Origin of the sequence: Streptomyces sp. MBT53, from assembly GCF_016654115.1 — a bacterium.
In the GTDB taxonomy this organism is placed as follows: Bacteria; Actinomycetota; Actinomycetes; order Streptomycetales; family Streptomycetaceae; genus Streptomyces.
The window spans coordinates 1-20257 of record NZ_JAEQAZ010000108.1 but is presented as its reverse complement, the minus strand read 5'-3'; the positions used below and the strand labels follow the sequence as shown (position 1 = coordinate 20257).

Below are 20257 nucleotides of genomic sequence, written 5' to 3'. Positions count from 1 at the left end.
TTGAGCCACTCCGGGGGACGAGGAGGCCGGTCATGGCGGATCCGGCGATGAGTGTGAGCCCGTACTGGGAGTTGACCTTCGACGCCGACGGAGACGTCGACCAGGGGGAACGCGATCGGCTGCTGCGCGAGGTGCGGCAGCGCGGGGTCGGTGACCTGATCGTGTTCTCGCACGGCTGGAACAGTCAACGCGCCGGTGCCACGAAGCTCTACAGCCGCTTCTTCGCACCGATTCCGAAGCTCGCGCCGAAGGCCCGCATCGGGTACGTGGGCGTGATCTGGCCATCGATGGAGTTCCCGGACCAGCCGATCCCGAACTTCCCGCACACACCGGCCGCCGTGGCCGCGCCGACGGCGCTCCCGGCGGCTCCGGTGCTCGACGACGCCACCCGGCACACGCTCCTCGACGCCTTCCCGGGCAACGCGACGCTGATCGACCAGATCGCCCGCATGCTGGACCAACAGCCCGCCCAGGACGCCGAGTTGGAGGAGTTCGGGCGGCTGGTACGCACCCTCGTGGAGGTGGTGCCGCCCGGGCCGCAGGCGCAGTTCGGCGCGGACACGCTCGCGGAGGGGTCGCCGCAGGACGGGCCGCGGATGCTCGCCGTCGGCTGCACGGCCGAGGTCTGCGACCAGTTCGCGCAGGCCCTGGAGCATCTCGCGTCGCCCCAACCACCGGGTGCCACCGCGGAGTTCACGCTGCCTAACCCGTGGAAGGGGGCGCGGGAGCTGCTGCGGCAGGCGGCGTACTACGCGATGAAGCGGCGTGCGGGCACGGTCGGCGAGCGGGGACTCGGTCCGGCGATCGGGCGGCTCGCGGGGGTGGCGCCGGAGGTGCGGGTGCATCTCGTGGGGCACAGTTTCGGCGGGCGCCTGGTGTCGTTCGCGCTACGGGGTCTGCCCGAGGGGGTGCATTCGGTCAAGTCGGTGACGCTGCTCCAAGGGGCCTTCTCGCACTACGCGTTCGCGTCCCGGCTGCCGGACGACCCGCGCACCGGGGGCGTGCTGCAAGGTCAACAGAACCGCGTGGACGGGCCGTTGGTGTGCTGCTACTCGCACTTCGACTCGGCGCTCGGCACGATCTACCCGCTGGCCTCGCGGATGGCGGACGACGACTGCTCGTTCGCCGCGTTCGAGATCGACCGGGTGCTGGGCGAGAAGTGGGGCGCGATGGGTCACGACGGGGTGCGGGCGGTGCCCGGCACCCAGGCGCTGACGCTGGCCGAGGCGCTCGACTCACCGCTGCCGACGTCGGGTTGTGTGAACGTCGACGCCTGTGCGGTGGTGTGTCACGGCGGCGCTCCTATGGGAGCACACAGCGACATCGTGCACCCTGAACTGGCCCGGGTGGTGCTGGCGGCGGGCCGGATCGGCCGGCCCACCGCCGCTACGGCGTCACCGGTGTGACGTGTACTCCACCACTTGCTGGAAGGTGGGCCGGTTCTGCCAACTGATGTTGTAGTGCTTGATGCCGCCCAGGGTGCGCTGGACGATCGAGTCGGCGCACCACTGGTCGCCCGCCGAGCACAGGGAGTCCCCGGGGTAGACGGTGGCCGCGGTGGTGCCGGCCGCCGTCTTCAGGGTGCTGATGAGGATGTCCCGGCAGGCGCTGAGGCTGCCGCCGCCGCAGTACTGCTCGGCGAGCGGTCCCGACACGGTCTGTCCGAGCACCGACCGGATGTCCTTGTCGACGTAGCTCCACCAGCCGTACTGGAAGGAGCTGCCGGCGTGCGACCCGGTCGGGCCGTGGGCGGCGGACGGGGTCTCGTCGATGTACAGGTTCTTGGTGAAGGCCGTGTACAGGTCGTCACCGAGGCCGGGTTGGAACTCGGCCTTCACCAGCAGCGGCCACCAGGCATCCAGGATCCGGATGGCGTCGGCGTTGGCGTAGGTCTTGGACCCGGCCGAGGTCTCGGTGCGCTTGCCGCCCGCGGTCAGCCAGGTCTGCAGCTTGGTGACGGCCGCCGCCGCGGTGGTGTCGGTGACCGTACTGCTGGTGACGACCTTCAGCAGGTCGGGCAGCACGTCCTCGGCCCGCAGGTCGGTGAGCGAGGCGTCCGACATGGCCTTCACCAGCGAGGATCTGGTCACCCCGCCGGCCGCGATGAGTTTCTTCACCCGGTCGTCGAGGAGGTTGCCCCGGTGGACGGACCCGTCGCCCCAGCTGGCCGTCGTGTAGTTGAGGGCCTGTTTGTTGTTCCAGGAGATGTAGTAGTCCTGGTCGATGGAGTTGGGGTGCGCGGAGGCCGGGGTGTAGTCGGAGGTGTTGGTGGTGGGGTCCCAGTTCTGCCACTCGTAGGCGGCCTGCGCCCAGACCGGGAACTCGGGATCGACACCGCTGGCCCGCACCGGGTTGTTGCCGCTGTTGTAGTACGCGGTGTGCTGGGAGTCGGCGTAGAACCAGTTGAACGTGTAGTTGATGTGCTGCACGGCCGTCTGGAAGGTCTGAGGACTCTTCACGTAGTCGGGGTCGTTCAGCATCTGGAAGCCGATGATCGAGTCGGCCTCGTGCATGTAGGACGAGCGCAGGGTGGTGTAGGCGACCTTTTTGCCGCCGACGGTCGCCCGGTACTCGACGGGTCCGTACTCGGTCTTCCACACCTTCATGGTGTACGACCCGGCGGCGGTGCCGTCGGCCGTGGTGGGCTTCCAGGAGTTCGTCTGCTGGACCTCTTCCATGGCGGTGCAGGTGCCGTGGAACAGGTAGTGGTAGTCGTCCTGGCAGAGTTCGACGGCGTAGGTGTCGATGATGTCCTGGCCGGAGGTGGTCGCGGACCACGAGTAGTCCTGGCCGCGGCCGAGTTCGACGTACATGCTCAGACCGGCGAAGGAGGCGCCGCGGGCGCTGATGCCCGGGCCCTGGATCTCCTGGAGCATGAGCAACTGGGGTGCGAAGTAGCCCGTTTGGGGTCCGAAGACGGCTATGGGGTGGCCGCTCGCGGTGTATTTGCCGCTCACCACAAGGGCGTTGGACATCCCGCGCTTGGCGGAGCTGAGGGCGGTGGCGGTCGCCGCGGCGGAGGCGGCGGTGGCGCTCTGGTCGGCTCCGGTGCCCGTGGCGTCGTAGACGAGTGGCTCGGTCGTCACCGAACCGGCGTCCGGCAGGGCCTCGCCCGCGGCGGTGGTGGGCTTGGTGCCGTAGGGGAAGCTCTCGCCGTTGTGGACGGTGAGCACGGCCTCGGGGTCGTTGCGTTCGCGGAAGGACTCCCAGACCTTGGTGCCCTGTTCCACGCCGTACTTCTCCTGGGCGGCGAGCAGCGACATGGCGTTGTTGACCTCGCCGCCGCCGCCGGAGCCGAACAGGGTGCCGATGACGGAGGCCAGCGCGACCAGGTCGGTGATCTTGAAGTGGTCGATCGTGCCGGCGTTGGTGATCGAGTCCTTGTGGCCGGTGAGGACGTACTCGCCGGGGAAGTAACGGCCGCTGTCCGAGGCGTCGATGTAGGCGTTGATGCCGGCCAGATAGGCGTTGGCGTCGGCGAGTGCCTGCTGGCCGCGGGCGCCGTTGTTGGCGACGGCGTTGTCGATCTGGGACTGCAGCTCGGCCTCGGTGTAGGGGGCGTTGCGGTAGAACTCCTGCTCAAGACCCTGGTTGGAGGCGACGCCGCCCGCGAAGGTGGTGAGCTGGCCGCGTCCCACGTGCCGGAAGACGTCCATCAGCCACAGCCGGTCCTCGGCCGCCGCGTATCCGGCGCCGTACTCGGTGCCGTAGCGCGTGGTGCCTGTGATGTGCGGCACACCGGTCGCCTTGTCGCGGACGATGGTCACATCGGTGCGGCCACTGGGGCTCTCGGTCGAGGCGACGTTGGCGGCGGGGACCCCGAACGAGGCGTCGTTGAAGAAGGTGTTGATCTTCGCGTCGGTCAGCGTGGAGGCGCCCGTGGCCAGGTTGGCGTAGGGGCCGAGCTGATCCTCGGCGTGCGCGGGCTGGGAACCGAAGGCCTGGTTCAGGAGGATCTGGGCAAGGGTCGCGTTGCCGTTCTCGCCGGCCGGGAGGATGTCCGAGCACTGGCCGCCGCAGTAGTCGTTCGAGGCGGTCGCGGCGGTCGCCGTTCCCTGGGCAAGAGGAGACAAAAGGGCGGCAATGAGGGCGCATACGGATGCGGCCTTCAGGAACCCGGGGAATCTGCCGGGAGTTCTCAGTCTGTCGAGCAAGTTACGTGGGGTGCGCCGAGGCATGGCGGCTCCTACCGACGGGGGTGTGGCCGGACGTTACCGCCGGTATCCCCGGGATTGAAGATGAACATGCGTCAAGTTTTGGATGAGCAGGAGCGGCTTATGGGGGCCATCGGAAATCGGATGGAGCCAAATCGCTTGTCGATACGTCTATTCGGCGACGTCCGTACGACGACGCCGAGGTGACCGAAGTACAGGTGCAGGTGTGACGGAGGTGCAGGGCGATGGCCGGTTTCCGGAGTCTGGCGAGACAGGTGCGAGACCCTCGATGCGATCTGGCGCTGCGGCGCTACTCGCTGCGCAAGTGCCTTGAGCGGTTCGCCCCTTATGGGCACAGGGCGACCTGGGACCACTTGAGCTCCCGGGCCGGGTTCGGACCCGAGGACCGCTCCCCCGACCCGGCGCGGCTCGTGGCCGCACTGGACGAGCTGGAGGAAGCGCGCAAGGTCTGGCTCGCCTATGAGGTCGGGTTCGCCGAACGCCGCAAGAAGGAGAAGCACGACGGGCTCCGCCGCCCGGGTACCGTGGACGACTGGCACCGGCTGACCTGGGGCGGCTTCGGTGTCGCCTGGTGCGACGACCCCCGACTCCACCCCCATGAACCACTGGCCGAGGTGCTGCGACGGCTGATCGCCGCCCTGGAGCGCGAACCGGGTTCCGTGTGCCCGGTGTGCGCCGGGGAGCGCCTCCTGTGGAAGTACGACCTGGCCCACGAACCCTCCTCGGGCCCGGTCTGCACGGACTGCGGCATCGTCGTCCCGCGTCCGGTGCTCACGCCCGAGGCCCTGGCCTACGCCAGGCGCGGACGGCTGCTCATGTCGGCCTGAACCGGGGCGAACGAAGAAGGGCGCCAGGGGTGCGCCGGGGATGCCGCACCCCCTTTTGAGCAAGCCGGTTTGCCCTTGCTCCCGCAACGGCCGAGGCTGCCGACGGCGATCCGTCGACAGCCCCGAAGTGGTGCGCCGCAGGTGTCGGCCGACGTCAGCTGGCCTTCCAGACGTCGGCGAAACTTCCGCCGGAGATCGAGCCCGGCTGCGCCCGTACGGCGGAGCTGCTGCTCTTCGTCATGACGATCTCGTTCGGCGAGTAGGTGTCCAGGTTGCTGCCGTTCGTCTTGGCGCCGGTGAAGGTCACGGTGCCGAAGTTCGCGAGGCTCGCGACCGAGCCGCCGACCTCGGGGGCCTCGGCGATGACCTCGGCGGAGGCGTTCTTGAAGCCGGACGAGCCCGCGTGCGTGGTGGTCTTGGTCCAGCCCTCGGTGGAGTCGGCGAGGGTCATGGTGAAGGTGGAGCCGGTGTAGGTCACGGTCGCGGTGAACTTGTCGCCGCCCTTGACGGTGACACCGGAGTACGCGCTCTCGGAGGCGGGCAGCACCTCCCACCAGGCGCCGTAGGTGGCCTTGCCGCCGATGCAGTCGGCTTCCGTACCGGTCTGCTCCAGCGCGGAGTTGCTGTACCCGTCGAGGCCGACCCAGAACGACGAGTACGTGGTGGCCGAGCCGCAGGTGACGGTCGGCTGGGTCCACGCCGAGGTCACCGATGTGTAGGCGCCGGTCGAGCCGGTGGCCGCGTAGCCGGACCAGTTGGTGGACGAGACGGTGGCATTGACCTTGCCGGGCTGCGCGAGCCCGCGCAGGGTGTGACTCTCGTGGCTCGCTATGGCCTGGGTGAGCTGGGCGGGGGTGTTCGAGGCCGCCAGCGAGGGCGTGGCCAGGGCGGCGGTGAGGGCTGCGGCGGTGACGAGAACGAACCCGGCGGAAGATCTCGGGGACATGACTCTCCGTCATTCGAGGGGGTGGGGGGCTGCCGTGACGGCAGTGAACAGCAGCTTCCGCGAGGCCTCATGAACATGGCAAGACGGTCAAGCCTCTTCAGTCTTGAGGGAATTGACGGCGCAACAACTGAGAAATCTGACAGGTTCATTCAAATTTGATCAATCACCGGGCAAGACTGACCAAACTTCAGGGAAACGGTCTTCCGCCCCACGACAGCCCTGACTTGAGCTGGAGTACGTGACTTCCAGACCGGAGTACGCGACGTCCCGAACCGGGGCGATGCCGTTCCACGAGGCCTTGCGCGCGGCCATCGCGGCCAGCGGGCTGAGCCTGGACCGCATCCAGGACCGGCTGCTGCGCCGCGGTACACCGGTGGCCTCGGCGACGCTCAGCTCCTGGCAGTCCGGGCGCTACCAGCCCGAACGCCAACGGTCGTTGGCGGCCCTGACCGTCCTGGAAGATGTCCTACGGCTGCCGCCCGGTGCGCTCACCGGACTGCTCGGCCCACCCCGGCCCCGGGGCCGCTGGCTGCCACCGGTCGGCGACCACCCGGATCTGGCCCGGGTCTGGTCGGACCACCGCGACCTCACCGCCACCCTCGCCGCGCTCGACACCCGCTGGGACGACAGCCTGACCCGGCTCAGCTGCCACAACCGGGTCGACGTGGCCGCCGACCGCAGCGTCCGCTCCATGACCAGCCGCCGGCTGCTGCGCGCCGAGGCGGACGGCGCGGACCGCTGGATCGCCCTGTACCGCCTCGACGCGCCCGGCCCGTTGCCGCGGTTCCGCCTGGCGGCCCCGGCCCGGCTGGGCACGGTCGTCGAACTGCCCGCCGAGGGGCTGGTCGCGGCCGAGTTGCTCTTCGACCGCCCGCTGGCCCGCGGCGAGACCGTGATCGTCGACTACACGGTGGAGCACCGGAACCCGCCCCCGTACTCCCTGCGCGCCGAGACGACCATTCACGTGCCGATGCGCGAACACCTCCTGGAGGTCCGGTTCGCGAAGGGGGCACTCCCGCGCGCGTGCTACTCGTTCCGAACGAACGGCCTCGACTCCCACGCCGGCACCGCGCGGCCCAGGGAGCAACGGCTACGGGTGGACGCGTCCGGGTCGGTGCACGCGGTGGCGTTGGGCGTGGGGCCCTGCCGGGTCGGGATCCGGTGGGTGTGGGACTGAGGGGGAGGGGACCTCTGGCCGACGGGCAGGCGTTGTCAGTGGTGGGTGGCACCATCGAGGCATGGTGCAGGTCTGTCTCAACGGGGCCCGAGGGGCCGCCGACGGCTGGATGGTGCCGGTCTCGCCCGGGGCGTTGGCCGATGCCGCGGTGGAGGCCGTCGCGGCGGGGGCCACTGATGTCCACCTCCACCCCAAGTCCCCTTGCGGGGACGACACGTTGTCGCCGCGCGTCCTCGCGGTGACGCTGGACGCGATACGGGCACGGGTGACCGTGCCGGTCGGGGTGACCACCGGCGCCTGGGCCGAGCCGGACCCCGCCGCCCGGCTGGAGCGGGTGCGCGGCTGGACCGTGCTGCCCGACCACGCCTCGGTCAACTGGCACGAGCCGGGCGCCGAGGAGGTCGCGGCGGTACTGCTGGACCGGGGTGTCGGCGTGGAGGCCGGGATCTGGTCCGGCACGGACGGCGCCGCCCGCTTCGCCGCCTCACCGCTCCGCTCGAAGGTGCTGCGGGTCCTCGCGGAGGTGACCGACCCGGACGCGGACACGGCGGAGGCGTCCGCGCAGGCCCTCCTCGCCGGGCTGGCCACCGACCACGGCCGCCCGATTCTGCTGCACGGTGAGGAGGGCGGCACCTGGCCCGTGCTCCGGCTCGCGGGACGGCTGGGACTCGCGACCCGGATCGGCCTGGAGGACACCCTGTTCCTGCCGGACGGCGAACGGGCGCTGTCCAACGCCCAGTTGGTCGCCGAGGCGTTGGTTCGACGCCGGCCGTAGCAGCCGATATTCCCCTCGCTCAACCCGTTTCGTATTGAGGACAGTTGGGAGCGATGAAACACAGCTGAGGAACCCCGAGGAGTCCCGATGTCGACGCTGCGCGTCACCGCCGAAGTGCTGACCGTCCACGAACACCCGAACGCCGACGCCCTCGAACTGGCCCAGGTCGGTCTGTACCGGGCCGTCGTCGCCAAGGGCGCGTACCGCACCGGCGACACCGCCGTCTACATCCCCGAGCAGTCCGTGCTCCCGGCCACGCTGATCGAGGAGTTGGGGCTGACCGGACGCCTCGCGGGGAGCAACGCCGACCGGGTCAAGGCGGTACGCCTGCGCGGCGAGCTCTCGCAGGGCATCGTGTGCCGACCCCAGGCTCTCGCGGACGTGGATCTGGCCCGGGCCGCCCTGGACGGCACCGACTTCGCGGAACTGCTCGGCATCACCAAGTGGGTACCGCCGATCCCGCCCACCATGTCCGGAGAGGTCGAGTCCGCGCCCGATCTGCTGCCCTGGGTGGACATCGAGAACATCCAGCGGTTTCCCGGGATATTCGAACCGGGCGAGGCTGTGGTCCTGACCGAGAAACTGCACGGCTCGGCCTGCCTCCTCACCTACTTCGCCGAGGACGGCCGCGTCCAGGTCTCCTCGAAGGGCTTCGGCGCCAAGTCCCTTGCCCTGAAGGAGGATCCACGCAACCTGTACTGGCGGGCGATCCGCGGCCACTCCGTCCCCGAAGCCGCCGCCCGCCTCGCCGAACGGCTCGGCGCGCGCCGGATCGGAATCTTCGGCGAGGTCTACGGCGCGGGCGTGCAGGACCTCACCTACGGCGCCGACGGCCGACGCGCCACGCTCGGATACGCCGTGTTCGACGTCTCCGCCGAGATCGACGGAACGGTGCGCTGGCTGAACACGGCCGAACTCCTTGACGGAGAGCTGCCGTTGGTGCCCCGACTGCACGAGGGACCGTACGACATCGGGCAGGTGCTGAAGATCGCGACCGGCCGGGAGACCGTGTCCGGCCGGGAACTGCACCTGCGGGAGGGCGTCGTGATCCGCCCGACCGTGGAACGCTACAGCCAGGTGACCGGCGGCCGGGCGATCGCCAAGGCTGTGAGCGCCGCGTACCTGACACGGAAGGGCGGCACGGAGTACGAGTGACGCCTGGGCGCGACCCCGGCGGGGTGCGCAGGACACCGACGCGTAAAACCCCCGCCGGGGTGCGCGTGACAACCGACACGCAAAGCCCCAGCGGGGGTACGGGTGACAGCCCGACGCGCAAAGCCCCGGCCGGGGTACGGGTGACAGCCCGACACGCGAAACCCCAGCCGGGGTACGGGTGACAGCCCGACACGCAAAGCCCCAGCCGGGGTACGGGTGACAGCCCGACACGCGAAACCCCGGCCCGATACGGCCGTCGCCTCGGCACGCTCAGGCCCCGGCATGGTGTGCGTGGCGGCCGAACTGCGAAACCCTCGGCACGATACGGGTCACACGGCGGCGGGCGAAGCCCCCGGCGCGGTGCGCGTGAAGGTCGGCGCCCGAGACGCCCGGCGCGGCACAGGTGACGCCTGCGCGGGAGGCCTTCGCTCGGTGCGTGCAGCGGCCGGCGCTCCGGGCCCTCGGCGCACTGCCGGGGCGACGGCCGACGCACGAAACCCTCGGCGCGGTGCATGTGACAGCTAGCGCACACACCCCTCGGCGCGGTGCGCATGGCGGCCGGCGCGCGAACCGTTCGTTCGTCGCCGTGCGCGGGCCGGCCGGTGCACGCGCCGGTCAGTCGCGCTCCCCGGGGCCGGGCCCCGTCGCCCCGCCCCGAGGCCTGCGTGTGCCCGGTTCCGGCATCAGGCGGGAACCCGCGCCCCGTTCGCCGATCACGTCGTCCGGGTTGGACAGGACGCAGGTGGCCAGGGAGAGGCAGCCGCAGGCGATGCAGTCGGTGAGGTGGTCGCGGAGGCGGTTGAGCTGCTTGATGCGTTCGTCGAGTTCGGAGCGCCAAGCCTCGGAGAGGTGGGCCCAGTCCTCGCGGGTCGGGGTGCGCTCCTCGGGGAGTTCGGCGAGCGCCTCGCGGATGGTGGCCAGCGGGATGCCGACGCGCTGGGCGGCCCGCACGAAAGCGACCCGGCGCAGGGTGTCACGGGTGTACCGGCGCTGGTTGCCCGTGGTGCGGCGGCTGCTGATCAGACCCTTGGCCTCGTAGAAGTGCAGGGCGGAGACGGCGGCACCGCTGCGCGCGGCGAGTTGGCCGACGGTCAGCTCGTGGATCTTCTCGGGAATCTGGGGCACCCCTCGAACCCTACCCATCCACCGGCACAGGTGTTCCGTTGACAGCGGCCCGGCATACGACCATGCTAAGCAGTTGCTTAGACATGGCGAAACACATGAGCTGGATGACGTGAGAGGCCGGGACATGGCAGAGCCGAGGATCTTCACCTCCGTCGACGACCTGCGGGCGGCGGTCGGCGAGCAGTTGGGGTACACCGACTGGGTGGAGGTGGACCAGAAGCGGATCGACCTGTTCGCGGACGCGACGGGCGACCATCAGTGGATCCACGTGGACCCGGAGAGGGCGGCGGCCGGTCCCTTCAGGACGACCATCGCGCACGGCTACCTCACCCTGTCGCTGCTCCCCCTCTTCGGACCGCAGCTGATCAAGGTCGAGGACGTGAAGATGGGCGTCAACTACGGGACGAACAAGGTCCGTTTCCCCGCCCCGGTCCCGGTCGGCTCCCGGCTGCGCGCCACCGCGACGATCACCGGTGTCGACGACGTCCCGGGCGGCGTCCAGGTCACCGTCGCCTTCACCGTGGAGCGCGAGGGCGGCGACAAGCCGGTGTGCGTCGCCGAGTCGGTGTCGCGCTACTACCTCTGAACCACCCCTGAGCGGCCAACTCCCGCGCTACGACGGCTAGTCGGCCCCCACCATCCGCAGCACGAGGTCGGCGTACAGCGCGCCGACCTCGTCGGGCGTCCGGGGTCCGTCGAGGCTGAACCAGCGCGCCACGTCGATGCACAGCGACAGGATCGCGAGGGTCGTGCCCTTCACGTCCGGCACGTCGAAGGAGCCGTCCGCGACCCCGTCCTCGACGATCCCGCGCACCTCGGCGTCGACCTGCCGGCGCAGCGCGAGGATCTCGGCGCGGGCGTCCGGCCCGAGCGAGTCGAGTTCGTACTGCACGACCCGCGCGGTGGTACGACCGCCCGCGTGCCAGCGCACGAACGAGCTCACCGCGTCCGCGAGCCGCTCGGCGGCGCTGCCCTCGCGCGCCGCCGCCGTCCGCAGGATGTCGAGGGCCTTCTCGTGGCCGATCCTGCTGATCCGGTGGAGCAGCTCTTCCTTGGTCTTGTAGTGGATGTAGAGCGCGGCCGGGCTCATCCCGGCGCGGCCCGCGATGTCCCGGGTGGTCGTCGCATGGTAGCCGCGCTCGGCGAAGGCCTCCACGGCGGCGATCAGCAGCCGCCGGGCCGCGTCGGGCGTGACCTCTGCCCAGGCCTGCGGGTCGCCCGCGGTCGTCTCCTCCGCCGTACTCATCGCTCGTAAGCCCCTCTCGATGACAAGGGCTCCACCATACCGCCGAACCTGAGCGAGCGCTTAGTCTCCCCGCTCAGAGCTTTTCGAACGGGTTGTAGGTGCCGCGCGCCCCCTCCTGCCGATCCCGGATCACCTTGGCGAGGGTGAACGAGGAGGTGACCAGATACAGGACGGCGATCGCGAGGAAGGCCCGCACCCAGGCGTCGGCCTGCAGCTTGAAGATGCCGATGGCGGTCGCCGCGATGGCGACGGAGAAGGACGCGACGGCCTGGCCGTAGAAGGCGGCCGTGTTCTGCGGTTTGCCCGATGCTTCGCTCATGGGGACAAGCGTCCGCTCCTACGGCCGTCCCGGTATCCGTACGGATACTCAACTCCCGTACTCAGAAAGCCGAAACACCCGTCAGCGCACGCCCGATGAGCAGTTTCTGGATCTGGCTGGTGCCCTCGTAGAGGGTCATCACACGGGCGTCGCGCAGCAGCTTCCCGGCCGGGTACTCGTCGATGTAGCCGTAGCCGCCGAAGACCTGGAGCGCGTTGTTGGCGGCGCGCACGGCCGCCTCCGAGGCGAAGAGCTTGGCCTTGGAGGACTCGGTGGCGAAAGGGAGGCCTCGGTCGATGAGGTCGGCGACCCGCCAGGTCAGCAGCCGGGCCGCGTCGACGTCCACGGCGATGTCGCTGATGAGTTCCTGGACGAGCTGGTGGTGGGCGATGGGCTTGCCGAACTGCTCGCGCTCACCGGCGTAGCGGACCGCCACGTCGAGCGCGGCCTGGGCGATGCCGACGCAGCCCGCCGCGACCGACATCCGCCCCTTGGCCAGCGCGGACATCGCGACGGAGAAGCCCTTGCCCTCGGGGGCGAGCATCGCGGAGGCGGGGACACGGACGTTGTCGAGGACCAGCTCGGCGGTGGCCTGGCCGCGCAGGCCGAGCTTGCCGTGGATGGTGCGGCGGGTCAGGCCGGGGGTGTCGGTGGGCACGAGGAAGGCGGAGACGCCCTTGTGGCCGGGGGCGTCGGTCGAGCGGGCGAAGAGCAGCACCACATCGGCCCAACTGCCGTTCGTGATGAACATCTTGGTGCCGTTGACGACGTAGTCGTCGCCGTCGCGGACCGCGCGAGTGGTGAGGTTGCCGGCGTCGGAACCGGTGCCGGGTTCGGTGAGACCGAAGCAGCCGACGTACTCGCCGGAGGTGAGCCCCGGCAGCCAGCGCCGCTTCTGCTCCTCGCTCCCCCAGGCCGCGATCGACTTGGCGACGAGCCCCAGCGACACGGAGACGATGCCGCGCACGGAGGAGTCGCCGCGGCCGAGTTCCTCGGTGACCAGGCAGTACGCGAGGTGGTCGCCGCCCGAGCCGCCGTACTCCTCGTCGATGGTCAGCCCCAGGAAGCCGACCCCGCCGAGCTTCTTCACGATCGACCGGTCGACCTCCTCGGCCCGGTCCCAGGCGATGACGTGCGGGGCGATCTCGCGGTCCACGAAGTCCTTGGCGAGCCGCCGTACGGCTTCCTGCTCCTCGCTCAGTCCCAGGTCCATCGCGCGTCACCCCAAGTGGAAGGCCGTACACCGACTGCTGCACATTGACTACTGCACATTTAAATTAGCACTGCTAGTTTGACTCTCGCAGCCCTACTATGTGCGCCATGGCCCGACCGCGCAAGCCCCTCCTCAGTACCGACCGGATCGTCGAGACGGCTCGCATGCTGGTGGACTCGGAAGGGCTGGCGGCCGTCTCCACGCGCCGGCTCGCCGCCGAGCTGGGGGTGAGCGGGCCCTCGCTCTACAACCACTTCCGCACGAAGGACCAGATCCTGGAGGCGGTCGCGGACTCGGTGAGCGCGCAGGTCGACCTGTCGATGTTCGAGGACGGCCGCGACTGGCGTACCGCGCTGCACGACTGGGCCGTGTCCTATCGGTCCGCGCTGCGGGACCACCCGAACATCGTGCCGGTGCTCGCGACCGGGCCGGGGCGGCGGCCGGCGGGGTTGCGGCTCGCCGACGCGGTGTACGGCGGGATGGTGGAGGCGGGGTGGCCGCCTGCGCAGGCCACGTCGATCGGGGCGTTGATGCGGTACTTCATCATGGGGTCGGCGTTGGGGTCGTTCGCCGGGGGGTTCGTGGACGACGAGAGTGCGTACGACCCTGCCGACTATCCGCATCTTGGGCAAGCGCATCTTCTCGCTGAGCAGCAGGAGAAGGTTGATGAGCGGGCTTTCGAGGTGGGGTTGGCCGCGTTGCTGGACGGGTTGGCGGGGCAGTTCTCGGAAGTGACAGGTAGGTAGGGTTTCGCGGTTTGCCGGGTGCGGGTGCGTTGGGGCTGGTCGCGCCCACGCGGCGGAGCCGCACATCGATACAGCCCCGCGCCCCTGAAAGGCAATGCTTCTCAAGAAGCTCGCAGGATCGCCTTCGGCAGGTACGCCGACACCACCCAGTTGGGAGCGTCCACCACCTCTGTGATCCTCAGGTCCACCGCCACGCTGCACAGGACGTATGCGTCGATCGGGGCGAGGCCGTAGCGGGTGCCGAGGTGGTCGATCATGGCGCGGGTCGCGTCCTGGGCCGCCCTCATGAGATCCGGAGCGACACCCATCGTGGCGTAGTGGCCGGCGCGGTCGGTGTCGGTGCGGAGAGGGCCCGCCGTTTCGAACTGGGGGGCCGCGATGCGGCGGCCCTTGTGGAGGCGGATGCGGGCCGCACCCGACAGGGACGCCTCGATCGCGCTCACGCACAACTCCCCGTCGCCCTGGGCCGCGTGGGGGTCGCCGAGGCTGAGGCGGGCGCCGGGTACCTGGACCGGGAGGTAGAGCTTGGTGCCTACGACCAGATCCTTGCAGTCCACGTTGCCGCCGAAGTGGCCCGGGGGCAGGACGCTTTGGGGCTCGGTCGTGTCCGGGCAGACCCCAACTACCCCGCAGAAAGGGCGGATTGGGATGTCGGCCACGTCGAGGAAGTTGGCCGTGGCTCCCCCGCTCAGGTCCCACAGGTGCAGATGCGCGTCGGGGAAGTCCTCGCTGAGCAGGCCGAGTCCGGGGAGTACGGCCGTCCAACCCCAGTCCACCGACCGCAGTTCGAGAAACTCCACCTCCAGTACGTCGCCCGGTTCGGCGTCCCTGACCACGATGGGCCCGGCCAGCGGATAGACCCGGTCCCAGTCGAAGCCCGCGACCGCGTCGACGGTCGACGTCGGGTCGAACTGGCCGTCCGTCGCCTCGGTGAGGTCGAACGACACGGTGTCGCCGTCCTCGACCTCCAGCACGGGTTCGTGCTCGGTCGACCACAGGCGATGCACGCGCTTCGGTACGGGGTGGTGGCTCATCTGACCGTCCTCACCTGTCGGCACTTGTGCCGGACTCTGCCCCTCCGACCGAGTCGACGTCAAGCCTCGCAGGCAATAAATCTGACCTCACAGGCATCACGCCCGCACCCCGAGCCTGCCGTCCGATTTCCGCTAGCATCGCCTCCCCGCCCCACCTAGCCTCGGGGCATGAAGAAACCCCTCCGCCCCGCCGAAGCGACCGCCGCCGCAGCCGCTGTCGTCACCGTCGTGCTGTGGGCCTCCGCCTTCGTGTCCATCCGAAGCGCCGGAGCCGCCTACTCACCGGGGGCCCTGGCCCTGGGGCGGCTGGCGAGCGGGGCGCTGACGCTGAGCGTGATCTGTCTCGTACGGCGGGAAGGGCTGCCGCCCCGGTCCGCGTGGCGAGGGATCGCGATCTCGGGCGCGCTGTGGTTCGGCTTCTACATGGTCGTCCTGAACTGGGGCGAGCAGCAGGTCGACGCCGGTACGGCCGCCCTGGTCGTGAACATCGGGCCGATCCTCATCGCCCTCCTCGGCTCACGGCTGCTCGGTGACGCGATGCCGCCACGGCTGCTCGCGGGCATGGCGGTGTCGTTCGCCGGTGCGGTGACCGTGGGGCTGTCGATGTCGGGCGAGGGCGGTTCGTCCGTGCTCGGTGTGGTGCTGTGTCTGCTCGCGGCGGTCGCGTACGCCGGTGGTGTCGTCGCCCAGAAGCCGGCCCTCGGCCGGGCCAGCGCGCTCCAGGTGACGACGTTCGGGTGCCTGATCGGGGCGGTGCTGTGCCTGCCGTTCGCGGGGCAGCTCGTCCAGGACGCGGCCGACGCACCCGTCTCCGCCACGCTCAACATGGTCTACCTGGGCGTCTTCCCGACCGCCCTCGCCTTCACCACCTGGGCCTACGCCCTCGCCCGTACGACCGCCAGCCGCATGGGCGCGACGACGTACGCCGTGCCCGCACTGGTCGTCCTGATGTCGTGGCTCGCGCTCGGCGAGGTCCCGGGGCTGCTCACGCTGGCGGGCGGGGTGCTGTGTCTCGCGGGTGTGGCGGTGTCGCGGTCCCGCCCGCGCGCGAGGACGCAGGTGGAGCAGGCGGCCGCCACCGCCACCGACCCGGAGCCCGAACAGGTCCCGTAAGTCCGAACAGGTCCCGTGGGCAAGGCAGTTCAGAACACCACCAGCGCCCGGCCGCCCTTCCCCGCCATCATGTTCTCGAACGCGGCCGGAATCCCCTCCAGCCCGATCCGTTCCGTCACCAGCGCTCCCAGGTCGAGGCGTCCGGCCCGCACGTGTTCGGCGAGTACCGGCAGGTCCTTCGCCGGGTCGGAGTTGCCGTAGACGCAGCCGCTCAACGTCCGTCCCCAGTGGAAGAGTTCGAGGGCGTTGAAGGTGACCTGCTGGTCCTTGCCGCCGATGCCGACGACCGTGGTGCGGCCGCCCCGGCGGGTGGACTCCCAGGCGGTGCGGATGGTGACCGCGCGGCCGACGCACTCCACGGCGACGTCGACGCCCTGTTTTCCGGTGAGGGCGCGGATCTCGCGGGCCGTGTTCTCGGAGGCGACCACGTAGTCCGTCGCTCCGGCCGCGCGCGCCAACTCCTCCTTCTCCGGGGAGACATCGACGGCGACGATTTTCGTGGCGCCCGCGATCCGGGCCGCCTGGAGCGTCGACAGACCCACTCCGCCGACGCCGAACACCGCGACCGTCTCGCCCTCCCGCACCTGCGCCGAGTGGTGCACCGCGCCGTAGCCGGTGAGGACGGCACAGCCCAGAAGTGCCGCGTCCGTCAGCGGGATTCCGTCCGGGAGGGGCAGGACGCACGCTGCGGATACGACCGTCTCCTCGGCGAACGCGGCTACGTTCAGGCCGGGGTGGAGGTCGCTGCCGTCGGAGGCGCGGTGAGCGTAGACGTCGGCGGCGCCGTTGAGGGCGTTGGCGCAGAGCCATACCTCGCCGAGCGTGCAGGCGTGGCAGGTGCCGCAGGACGGGGCCCAGTTGAGGACTACGGGGTCACCGGGTGAGATGTGGGTGACGTCCTTCCCCACGGCCAGTACCGTGCCCGCGCCCTCGTGGCCGAGGACCGCCGGGACCGGCACGCGCATGGTGCCGTTGGTCAGGGACAGGTCGGAGTGGCAGACCCCGGCGGCCGCGAGGCGGACACGGACCTGGCCGGGTCCGGGGTCAGGGAGGTCGATCTCGGCGATCTCCAGCGGAGCGCCCACGGCGGGCAGTACGGCGGCGCGAACCATGCGAGGCCTCCTAGCGGGTCAACGGGATCAGAACTGAAGGGACTTGGTCTGGAGGTACTCGGCCAGCCCGTGCGCGCCGAGTTCCCGGCCCACCCCCGACTGCTTGTAACCCCCGAACGGGGCACGGGGGTTGAACCGTCCGCCGTTGATGTCCACCTGCCCGGTCTCCAGCCTCCGCGCGAACGCGACCGCTTCCGCCTCCTCACCGGCCCACACCGCACCGGCCAGCCCGTAGACCGTGCCGTTGGCGATGCGCACGGCGTCGTCCTCGTCGTCGTAGGGGAGGATCGACAGGACCGGGCCGAAGATCTCCTCCTGCGCGATCGTCATGTCGGGGGTCACGTCGGCGAAGACGGTCGGGGCGACGAAGTAGCCCTGCGGGGACGGGTGTTCCAGTCCGCCCGCCACCAGTCGCGCGCCCTCCGCCACTCCCTTCTCGATGTAACTCCGCACCCTTGCCTGCTGCTTGGCGTTCACGACCGGGCCGATACGGTCGCCGTACTTCGCGGCGGCCGTCGCGGCCAGCCGCACCGCCTCGTCGTACTGGTCGCGGTGGACGAGCATGCGGGTCCAAGCACTGCACGTCTGGCCGGAGTTGGACATCACGTTGGCGACGCCTACGTTGACGGCCTTGGCGAGGTCGGCGCTCGGGAGGATGACGTTGGCGGACTTGCCGCCGAGTTCGAGGGCGACCTTCTTGATCGCGGCGCCCGCAGTGGCGGCGATCTGGCGGCCCACCGCCGTGGAACCGGTGAAGGAGACCAGGTCGACGCCCGGGTGCTCGGCGAGGGCCTGTCCCGCGACCGGGCCGAGGCCGGTGACGAGGTTGAGGACGCCCGCCGGGATGCCCGCCTCGTCGACCGCCTCGGCGAACAACTGGGCGGTGAGCGGGGTGTCTTCGGCGGGCTTGAGCACGACGGTGCAGCCTGCCGCGAGCGCCGGGGCGACCTTGGCGACGATCTGGTGGAGGGGGTAGTTCCAGGGGGTGATCGCGCCGACCACGCCGATCGGCTCCTGGTGGACGGTCGAGTTGCCGACCTTCTCCTCGAAGGCGTGGGTCGCGGCGAGTTCGGCGTAGGAGCCTGCGACCGCGATCGGCACGGCCGCGTGGACGGCCTGGGAGAAGGCGAGCGGGGAACCCAGTTCGGCGGTGACCGTCTCGGCGATCTCGTCCTTGCGGGAGACGAGCACGTCCTTCAACGCCCCCAGGAACGCGGCGCGTTGCGCGGGCGGGGTGGCGGCCCAGCCCGGGAGGGCGGCACGCGCGGCCCGTACGGCGGTGTCGACGTCCTCGGCGTTGCCGGCCGGGACGCGGTCGATCACCTGCTCGTCGACCGGGTTCACCACGTCGATGGTCTCCCCGCTCGCGGCGGGGCGCCAGGCGCCGTCGATGTACATGCCGTCGTGTGCCTTCATCGTGCTGCCTCCCGGGTGTGGCTGCGTCGTCCGCCTCACAAACTAGCGGTGTTAGTTTTCCGGCGCCAGAGACCCCCGGTCACGGGTGCGTGGCCGGGTCAGAAATCGGCCCGGGTCCGGTCGTCCACCCGACCCACCGACTCCTGCCCGAAGGCCTTCTCGTACGCCCGCCGGATCTCCTCGATCTTCCGGTCGCCCGCCCCCGCCGCGGTCACCGGATACAACAGGATCAGCTCGTACGACCGCTCCTTCTCGATCCTCCCGTTCGTGTCCCGCCACTGGCCGCGCCCGCTCTGCACGGTGAGCCCGTCCGGGAAGTCCGGGGTGACCTCCTTGTCGACGAAGGCCATGAACTGCCGGTCGGTGACGGCCGGTCCGCCGTCCGGCCGGTCCGTGCCGAAGAAGAGCTGTGTCTCGACGTACGGCGTTCCGCGCGTCGGCGCGGGGGCGATCGCGGGAGAGGTCTCCGTGTCGAGGCCGGCGTAGGCGGTCGGGGCTGCCGCGGCCAGGAGGAGGCCGGCGATCGCGAGGGCTGCCCGGTTTCGGGTGAGGTGCACGTTCATGCACCTATCCGTACCGGTCGTCACTCGTCCAGGTCGGGCAGCCGCGCCGGAGCCGGGGAGATCCGTTCGCCGTGCTGGTCGAAGACGAACAGGTGGGCGATGTCGACGAGGAGCGGGACCTGCATGCCGTGGCGGAGCTGGATGTCGGGGGTGGTGCGGACGACGAGGTCGCCGGGGAGGCGGCCCTCGGGCGGGATGAGGTCGGGTTCCGTGTCCGCCGCGTGGTCGAGTACGACGACCGGGCCCGCGCGCAGCACTCCTGTTCGCTCCCGCAGTCGGCCCAGGACTCCGCCCTCGCGTCGGCGGCGCCGGGCCGGGCGGGTGGGGCGCGGGGCCTCCAACTCCGGTACCACGGCGGGCCGGGAGCCGGTGTTGAAGTGGACGAGGACCTCGTGGCCCTGGAACTCCACATGCTCGACCAGGCCGCTGATCGCCACCTCGCCGGGGCGGGCGGAGGCGGGCTTCGCGATACGGATCGCCTCGGAGCGCAGGCCGACGATGACCTCGCGGCCCTGCTGGACGCGGAGCAACTGGTGGTCCAGGCACAGGGGTTCGGGCAGGCGCAGATACTGCTTGCCGAGGCTGATGGTCATCGCGCCGTCCAACGGGGCCCGGACCAGGCCCCGCAGGAGGTTGATGCGCGGGGTGCCGATGAAGGCGGCGACGAAGACGTTGCGGGGCAGCGCGTACACCGAGCGGGGGCTGCCGACCTGCTGGAGGACCCCGCCGCGCAGGACCGCGATCATGCGCAGCACGGTCGACTTGCCGCACCCGGACGGCCCGAGCAGGACGAGGAACTCCCCCGGCGCGATGTCCAGCGACAACCGGTCCACCACGCGGGGGCCGCGCGCATAGGCCTTGCTCACGTCGTGCAGGGAGATGGCGCGTGTCATGACGAGTGCCCCCGGGGGCTCCGCGATCGGATCACCGCGTACGGGTCGTACGAGGCTTGTGAGTCACGGAAGTTAACGGATTGTGCGCGCCGGGGGGAAGAGACCGGACGGGATCGGGCGGGTCGGTCCGGGAGGTGAGAAAACGGACGATCGCGTTCAGCGGGCGCCCCGCTTCACCGGACCCGGTTGCGCGCCTTCGGGGTGTCGGGTGCTCCGGCCCGCTCGCGGGACGTACGCGCAGGTGAGCGCAGTGCGACGCCCGCCGAGAGCACCAGCAGCGCGCCGAGCATCACGAACGGGGCGGCCACGCCCGCGACTCCGGCGACGAGACCGGCGGCGGCGGGCGCGGCGACCTGGCCGAGCCGGTTGCCGGTGAGGCGCAGCGCGAGGGCGGTGGAGCGGGCGTCGTCGGGGGCGGCCTG

At 70.6% G+C, this 20257-nt stretch carries 19 protein-coding genes and 1 pseudogene; 8 read left to right on the top strand and 12 right to left on the bottom strand.

Annotation, left to right across the window (positions count from 1 at the left end; all coding sequences use genetic code 11):
• The first annotated feature begins 32 nt into the window (after positions 1 to 32).
• Positions 33 to 1406: a serine-threonine protein kinase gene (locus JHN45_RS32270; protein WP_201052350.1), complete on the top strand. Its 1374-nt coding sequence runs from the start codon at positions 33 to 35 to the stop codon at positions 1404 to 1406.
• Here JHN45_RS32270 and JHN45_RS32265 read toward each other — a convergent pair.
• Positions 1395 to 4178, bottom strand: a complete 2784-nt coding sequence (locus tag JHN45_RS32265) for a penicillin acylase family protein (protein WP_201052348.1) — start codon at positions 4176 to 4178, stop codon at positions 1395 to 1397. The two genes, JHN45_RS32270 and JHN45_RS32265, sit on opposite strands and share 12 nt — an antisense overlap.
• A gap of 221 nt (positions 4179 to 4399) precedes the next feature.
• Here JHN45_RS32265 and JHN45_RS32260 point away from each other — a divergent pair, with 221 nt between their 5' ends.
• On the top strand, positions 4400 to 5002 hold the full coding sequence (locus JHN45_RS32260) for a hypothetical protein (protein WP_020684195.1): 603 nt from the start codon (positions 4400 to 4402) through the stop codon (positions 5000 to 5002).
• A gap of 154 nt (positions 5003 to 5156) precedes the next feature.
• On the opposite strand, the gene JHN45_RS32255 is transcribed toward JHN45_RS32260, so the two are convergent.
• Positions 5157 to 5948: a G1 family glutamic endopeptidase gene (locus JHN45_RS32255; protein WP_201052346.1), complete on the bottom strand. Its 792-nt coding sequence runs from the start codon at positions 5946 to 5948 to the stop codon at positions 5157 to 5159.
• 238 nt (positions 5949 to 6186) lie between these two features.
• Between JHN45_RS32255 and JHN45_RS32250 the strand changes: the two genes are divergently transcribed.
• From JHN45_RS32250 to JHN45_RS32240, 3 genes are all read left to right on the top strand, one after another.
• The gene (locus JHN45_RS32250; RefSeq protein ID WP_307783253.1) at positions 6187 to 7125 is read left to right on the top strand and encodes a hypothetical protein; all 939 of its coding nucleotides are present in this window, start codon (positions 6187 to 6189) and stop codon (positions 7123 to 7125) included.
• Positions 7126 to 7186: 61 nt separating this feature from the next.
• A complete protein-coding gene (locus tag JHN45_RS32245; RefSeq protein ID WP_200714580.1) occupies positions 7187 to 7900 on the top strand; it encodes a 3-keto-5-aminohexanoate cleavage protein in 714 nt (237 codons plus the stop codon).
• 87 nt (positions 7901 to 7987) lie between these two features.
• Positions 7988 to 9055, top strand: coding sequence for an RNA ligase (ATP) (locus tag JHN45_RS32240; protein ID WP_201052343.1), 1068 nt, complete (start codon positions 7988 to 7990; stop codon positions 9053 to 9055).
• A gap of 615 nt (positions 9056 to 9670) precedes the next feature.
• Here JHN45_RS32240 and soxR read toward each other — a convergent pair.
• Complete coding sequence (gene soxR, locus JHN45_RS32235; protein WP_307783252.1) at positions 9671 to 10180, bottom strand: redox-sensitive transcriptional activator SoxR; 510 nt, start codon at positions 10178 to 10180, stop codon at positions 9671 to 9673.
• A gap of 124 nt (positions 10181 to 10304) precedes the next feature.
• Here soxR and JHN45_RS32230 point away from each other — a divergent pair, with 124 nt between their 5' ends.
• Entirely contained in the window at positions 10305 to 10766 is a 462-nt protein-coding gene (locus tag JHN45_RS32230) for a MaoC family dehydratase (RefSeq protein ID WP_200714583.1), read from the top strand.
• Positions 10767 to 10802: 36 nt separating this feature from the next.
• On the opposite strand, the gene JHN45_RS32225 is transcribed toward JHN45_RS32230, so the two are convergent.
• From JHN45_RS32225 to JHN45_RS32215, 3 genes are all read right to left on the bottom strand, one after another.
• Complete coding sequence (locus JHN45_RS32225; RefSeq protein ID WP_200714584.1) at positions 10803 to 11426, bottom strand: TetR/AcrR family transcriptional regulator; 624 nt, start codon at positions 11424 to 11426, stop codon at positions 10803 to 10805.
• A gap of 73 nt (positions 11427 to 11499) precedes the next feature.
• Positions 11500 to 11745 carry a YiaA/YiaB family inner membrane protein gene (locus JHN45_RS32220; protein ID WP_019066249.1) on the bottom strand — a complete coding sequence of 82 codons (246 nt, stop codon included), beginning with the start codon at positions 11743 to 11745 and terminating at the stop codon, positions 11500 to 11502.
• A 61-nt stretch (positions 11746 to 11806) separates the two neighbouring features.
• A complete protein-coding gene (locus tag JHN45_RS32215; protein WP_201052341.1) occupies positions 11807 to 12958 on the bottom strand; it encodes an acyl-CoA dehydrogenase family protein in 1152 nt (383 codons plus the stop codon).
• Between the two features lie 107 nt (positions 12959 to 13065).
• Between JHN45_RS32215 and JHN45_RS32210 the strand changes: the two genes are divergently transcribed.
• A complete protein-coding gene (locus JHN45_RS32210; protein WP_200714586.1) occupies positions 13066 to 13704 on the top strand; it encodes a TetR/AcrR family transcriptional regulator in 639 nt (212 codons plus the stop codon).
• Positions 13705 to 13805: 101 nt separating this feature from the next.
• On the opposite strand, the gene JHN45_RS32205 is transcribed toward JHN45_RS32210, so the two are convergent.
• A complete protein-coding gene (locus tag JHN45_RS32205) occupies positions 13806 to 14738 on the bottom strand; it encodes an acetamidase/formamidase family protein (protein WP_201052329.1) in 933 nt (310 codons plus the stop codon).
• Between the two features lie 168 nt (positions 14739 to 14906).
• Here JHN45_RS32205 and JHN45_RS32200 point away from each other — a divergent pair, with 168 nt between their 5' ends.
• Positions 14907 to 15851 carry a DMT family transporter gene (locus JHN45_RS32200; protein WP_201052327.1) on the top strand — a complete coding sequence of 315 codons (945 nt, stop codon included), beginning with the start codon at positions 14907 to 14909 and terminating at the stop codon, positions 15849 to 15851.
• 29 nt (positions 15852 to 15880) lie between these two features.
• Here JHN45_RS32200 and JHN45_RS32195 read toward each other — a convergent pair whose 3' ends face one another.
• From JHN45_RS32195 to JHN45_RS32175, 5 genes and pseudogenes are all read right to left on the bottom strand, one after another.
• Complete coding sequence (locus JHN45_RS32195) at positions 15881 to 16963, bottom strand: Zn-dependent alcohol dehydrogenase (protein WP_201052325.1); 1083 nt, start codon at positions 16961 to 16963, stop codon at positions 15881 to 15883.
• A 27-nt stretch (positions 16964 to 16990) separates the two neighbouring features.
• Entirely contained in the window at positions 16991 to 18379 is a 1389-nt protein-coding gene (locus JHN45_RS32190; protein WP_201052323.1) for an aldehyde dehydrogenase family protein, read from the bottom strand.
• 98 nt (positions 18380 to 18477) lie between these two features.
• The gene (locus tag JHN45_RS32185; RefSeq protein WP_201052321.1) at positions 18478 to 18942 is read right to left on the bottom strand and encodes a DUF3574 domain-containing protein; all 465 of its coding nucleotides are present in this window, start codon (positions 18940 to 18942) and stop codon (positions 18478 to 18480) included.
• Between the two features lie 20 nt (positions 18943 to 18962).
• Positions 18963 to 19835, bottom strand: a complete 873-nt coding sequence (locus JHN45_RS32180; RefSeq protein WP_201052319.1) for an ATP-binding cassette domain-containing protein — start codon at positions 19833 to 19835, stop codon at positions 18963 to 18965.
• A gap of 173 nt (positions 19836 to 20008) precedes the next feature.
• Positions 20009 to 20257, bottom strand: a pseudogene (locus JHN45_RS32175) (MFS transporter); the annotation flags it as partial.

Coding starts and splice junctions, on each gene's coding strand:
- JHN45_RS32270 (WP_201052350.1), top strand. CDS start 33: ATGGCGGATCCGGCGATGAGTGTGAGCCCGTACTGGGAGTTGACCTTC.
- JHN45_RS32265 (WP_201052348.1), bottom strand. CDS start 4,178: ATGCCTCGGCGCACCCCACGTAACTTGCTCGACAGACTGAGAACTCCC.
- JHN45_RS32260 (WP_020684195.1), top strand. CDS start 4,400: ATGGCCGGTTTCCGGAGTCTGGCGAGACAGGTGCGAGACCCTCGATGC.
- JHN45_RS32255 (WP_201052346.1), bottom strand. CDS start 5,948: ATGTCCCCGAGATCTTCCGCCGGGTTCGTTCTCGTCACCGCCGCAGCC.
- JHN45_RS32245 (WP_200714580.1), top strand. CDS start 7,187: ATGGTGCAGGTCTGTCTCAACGGGGCCCGAGGGGCCGCCGACGGCTGG.
- JHN45_RS32240 (WP_201052343.1), top strand. CDS start 7,988: ATGTCGACGCTGCGCGTCACCGCCGAAGTGCTGACCGTCCACGAACAC.
- JHN45_RS32230 (WP_200714583.1), top strand. CDS start 10,305: ATGGCAGAGCCGAGGATCTTCACCTCCGTCGACGACCTGCGGGCGGCG.
- JHN45_RS32225 (WP_200714584.1), bottom strand. CDS start 11,426: ATGAGTACGGCGGAGGAGACGACCGCGGGCGACCCGCAGGCCTGGGCA.
- JHN45_RS32220 (WP_019066249.1), bottom strand. CDS start 11,745: ATGAGCGAAGCATCGGGCAAACCGCAGAACACGGCCGCCTTCTACGGC.
- JHN45_RS32215 (WP_201052341.1), bottom strand. CDS start 12,958: ATGGACCTGGGACTGAGCGAGGAGCAGGAAGCCGTACGGCGGCTCGCC.
- JHN45_RS32210 (WP_200714586.1), top strand. CDS start 13,066: ATGGCCCGACCGCGCAAGCCCCTCCTCAGTACCGACCGGATCGTCGAG.
- JHN45_RS32205 (WP_201052329.1), bottom strand. CDS start 14,738: ATGAGCCACCACCCCGTACCGAAGCGCGTGCATCGCCTGTGGTCGACC.
- JHN45_RS32200 (WP_201052327.1), top strand. CDS start 14,907: ATGAAGAAACCCCTCCGCCCCGCCGAAGCGACCGCCGCCGCAGCCGCT.
- JHN45_RS32195 (WP_201052325.1), bottom strand. CDS start 16,963: ATGGTTCGCGCCGCCGTACTGCCCGCCGTGGGCGCTCCGCTGGAGATC.
- JHN45_RS32190 (WP_201052323.1), bottom strand. CDS start 18,379: ATGAAGGCACACGACGGCATGTACATCGACGGCGCCTGGCGCCCCGCC.
- JHN45_RS32185 (WP_201052321.1), bottom strand. CDS start 18,942: ATGAACGTGCACCTCACCCGAAACCGGGCAGCCCTCGCGATCGCCGGC.
- JHN45_RS32180 (WP_201052319.1), bottom strand. CDS start 19,835: ATGACACGCGCCATCTCCCTGCACGACGTGAGCAAGGCCTATGCGCGC.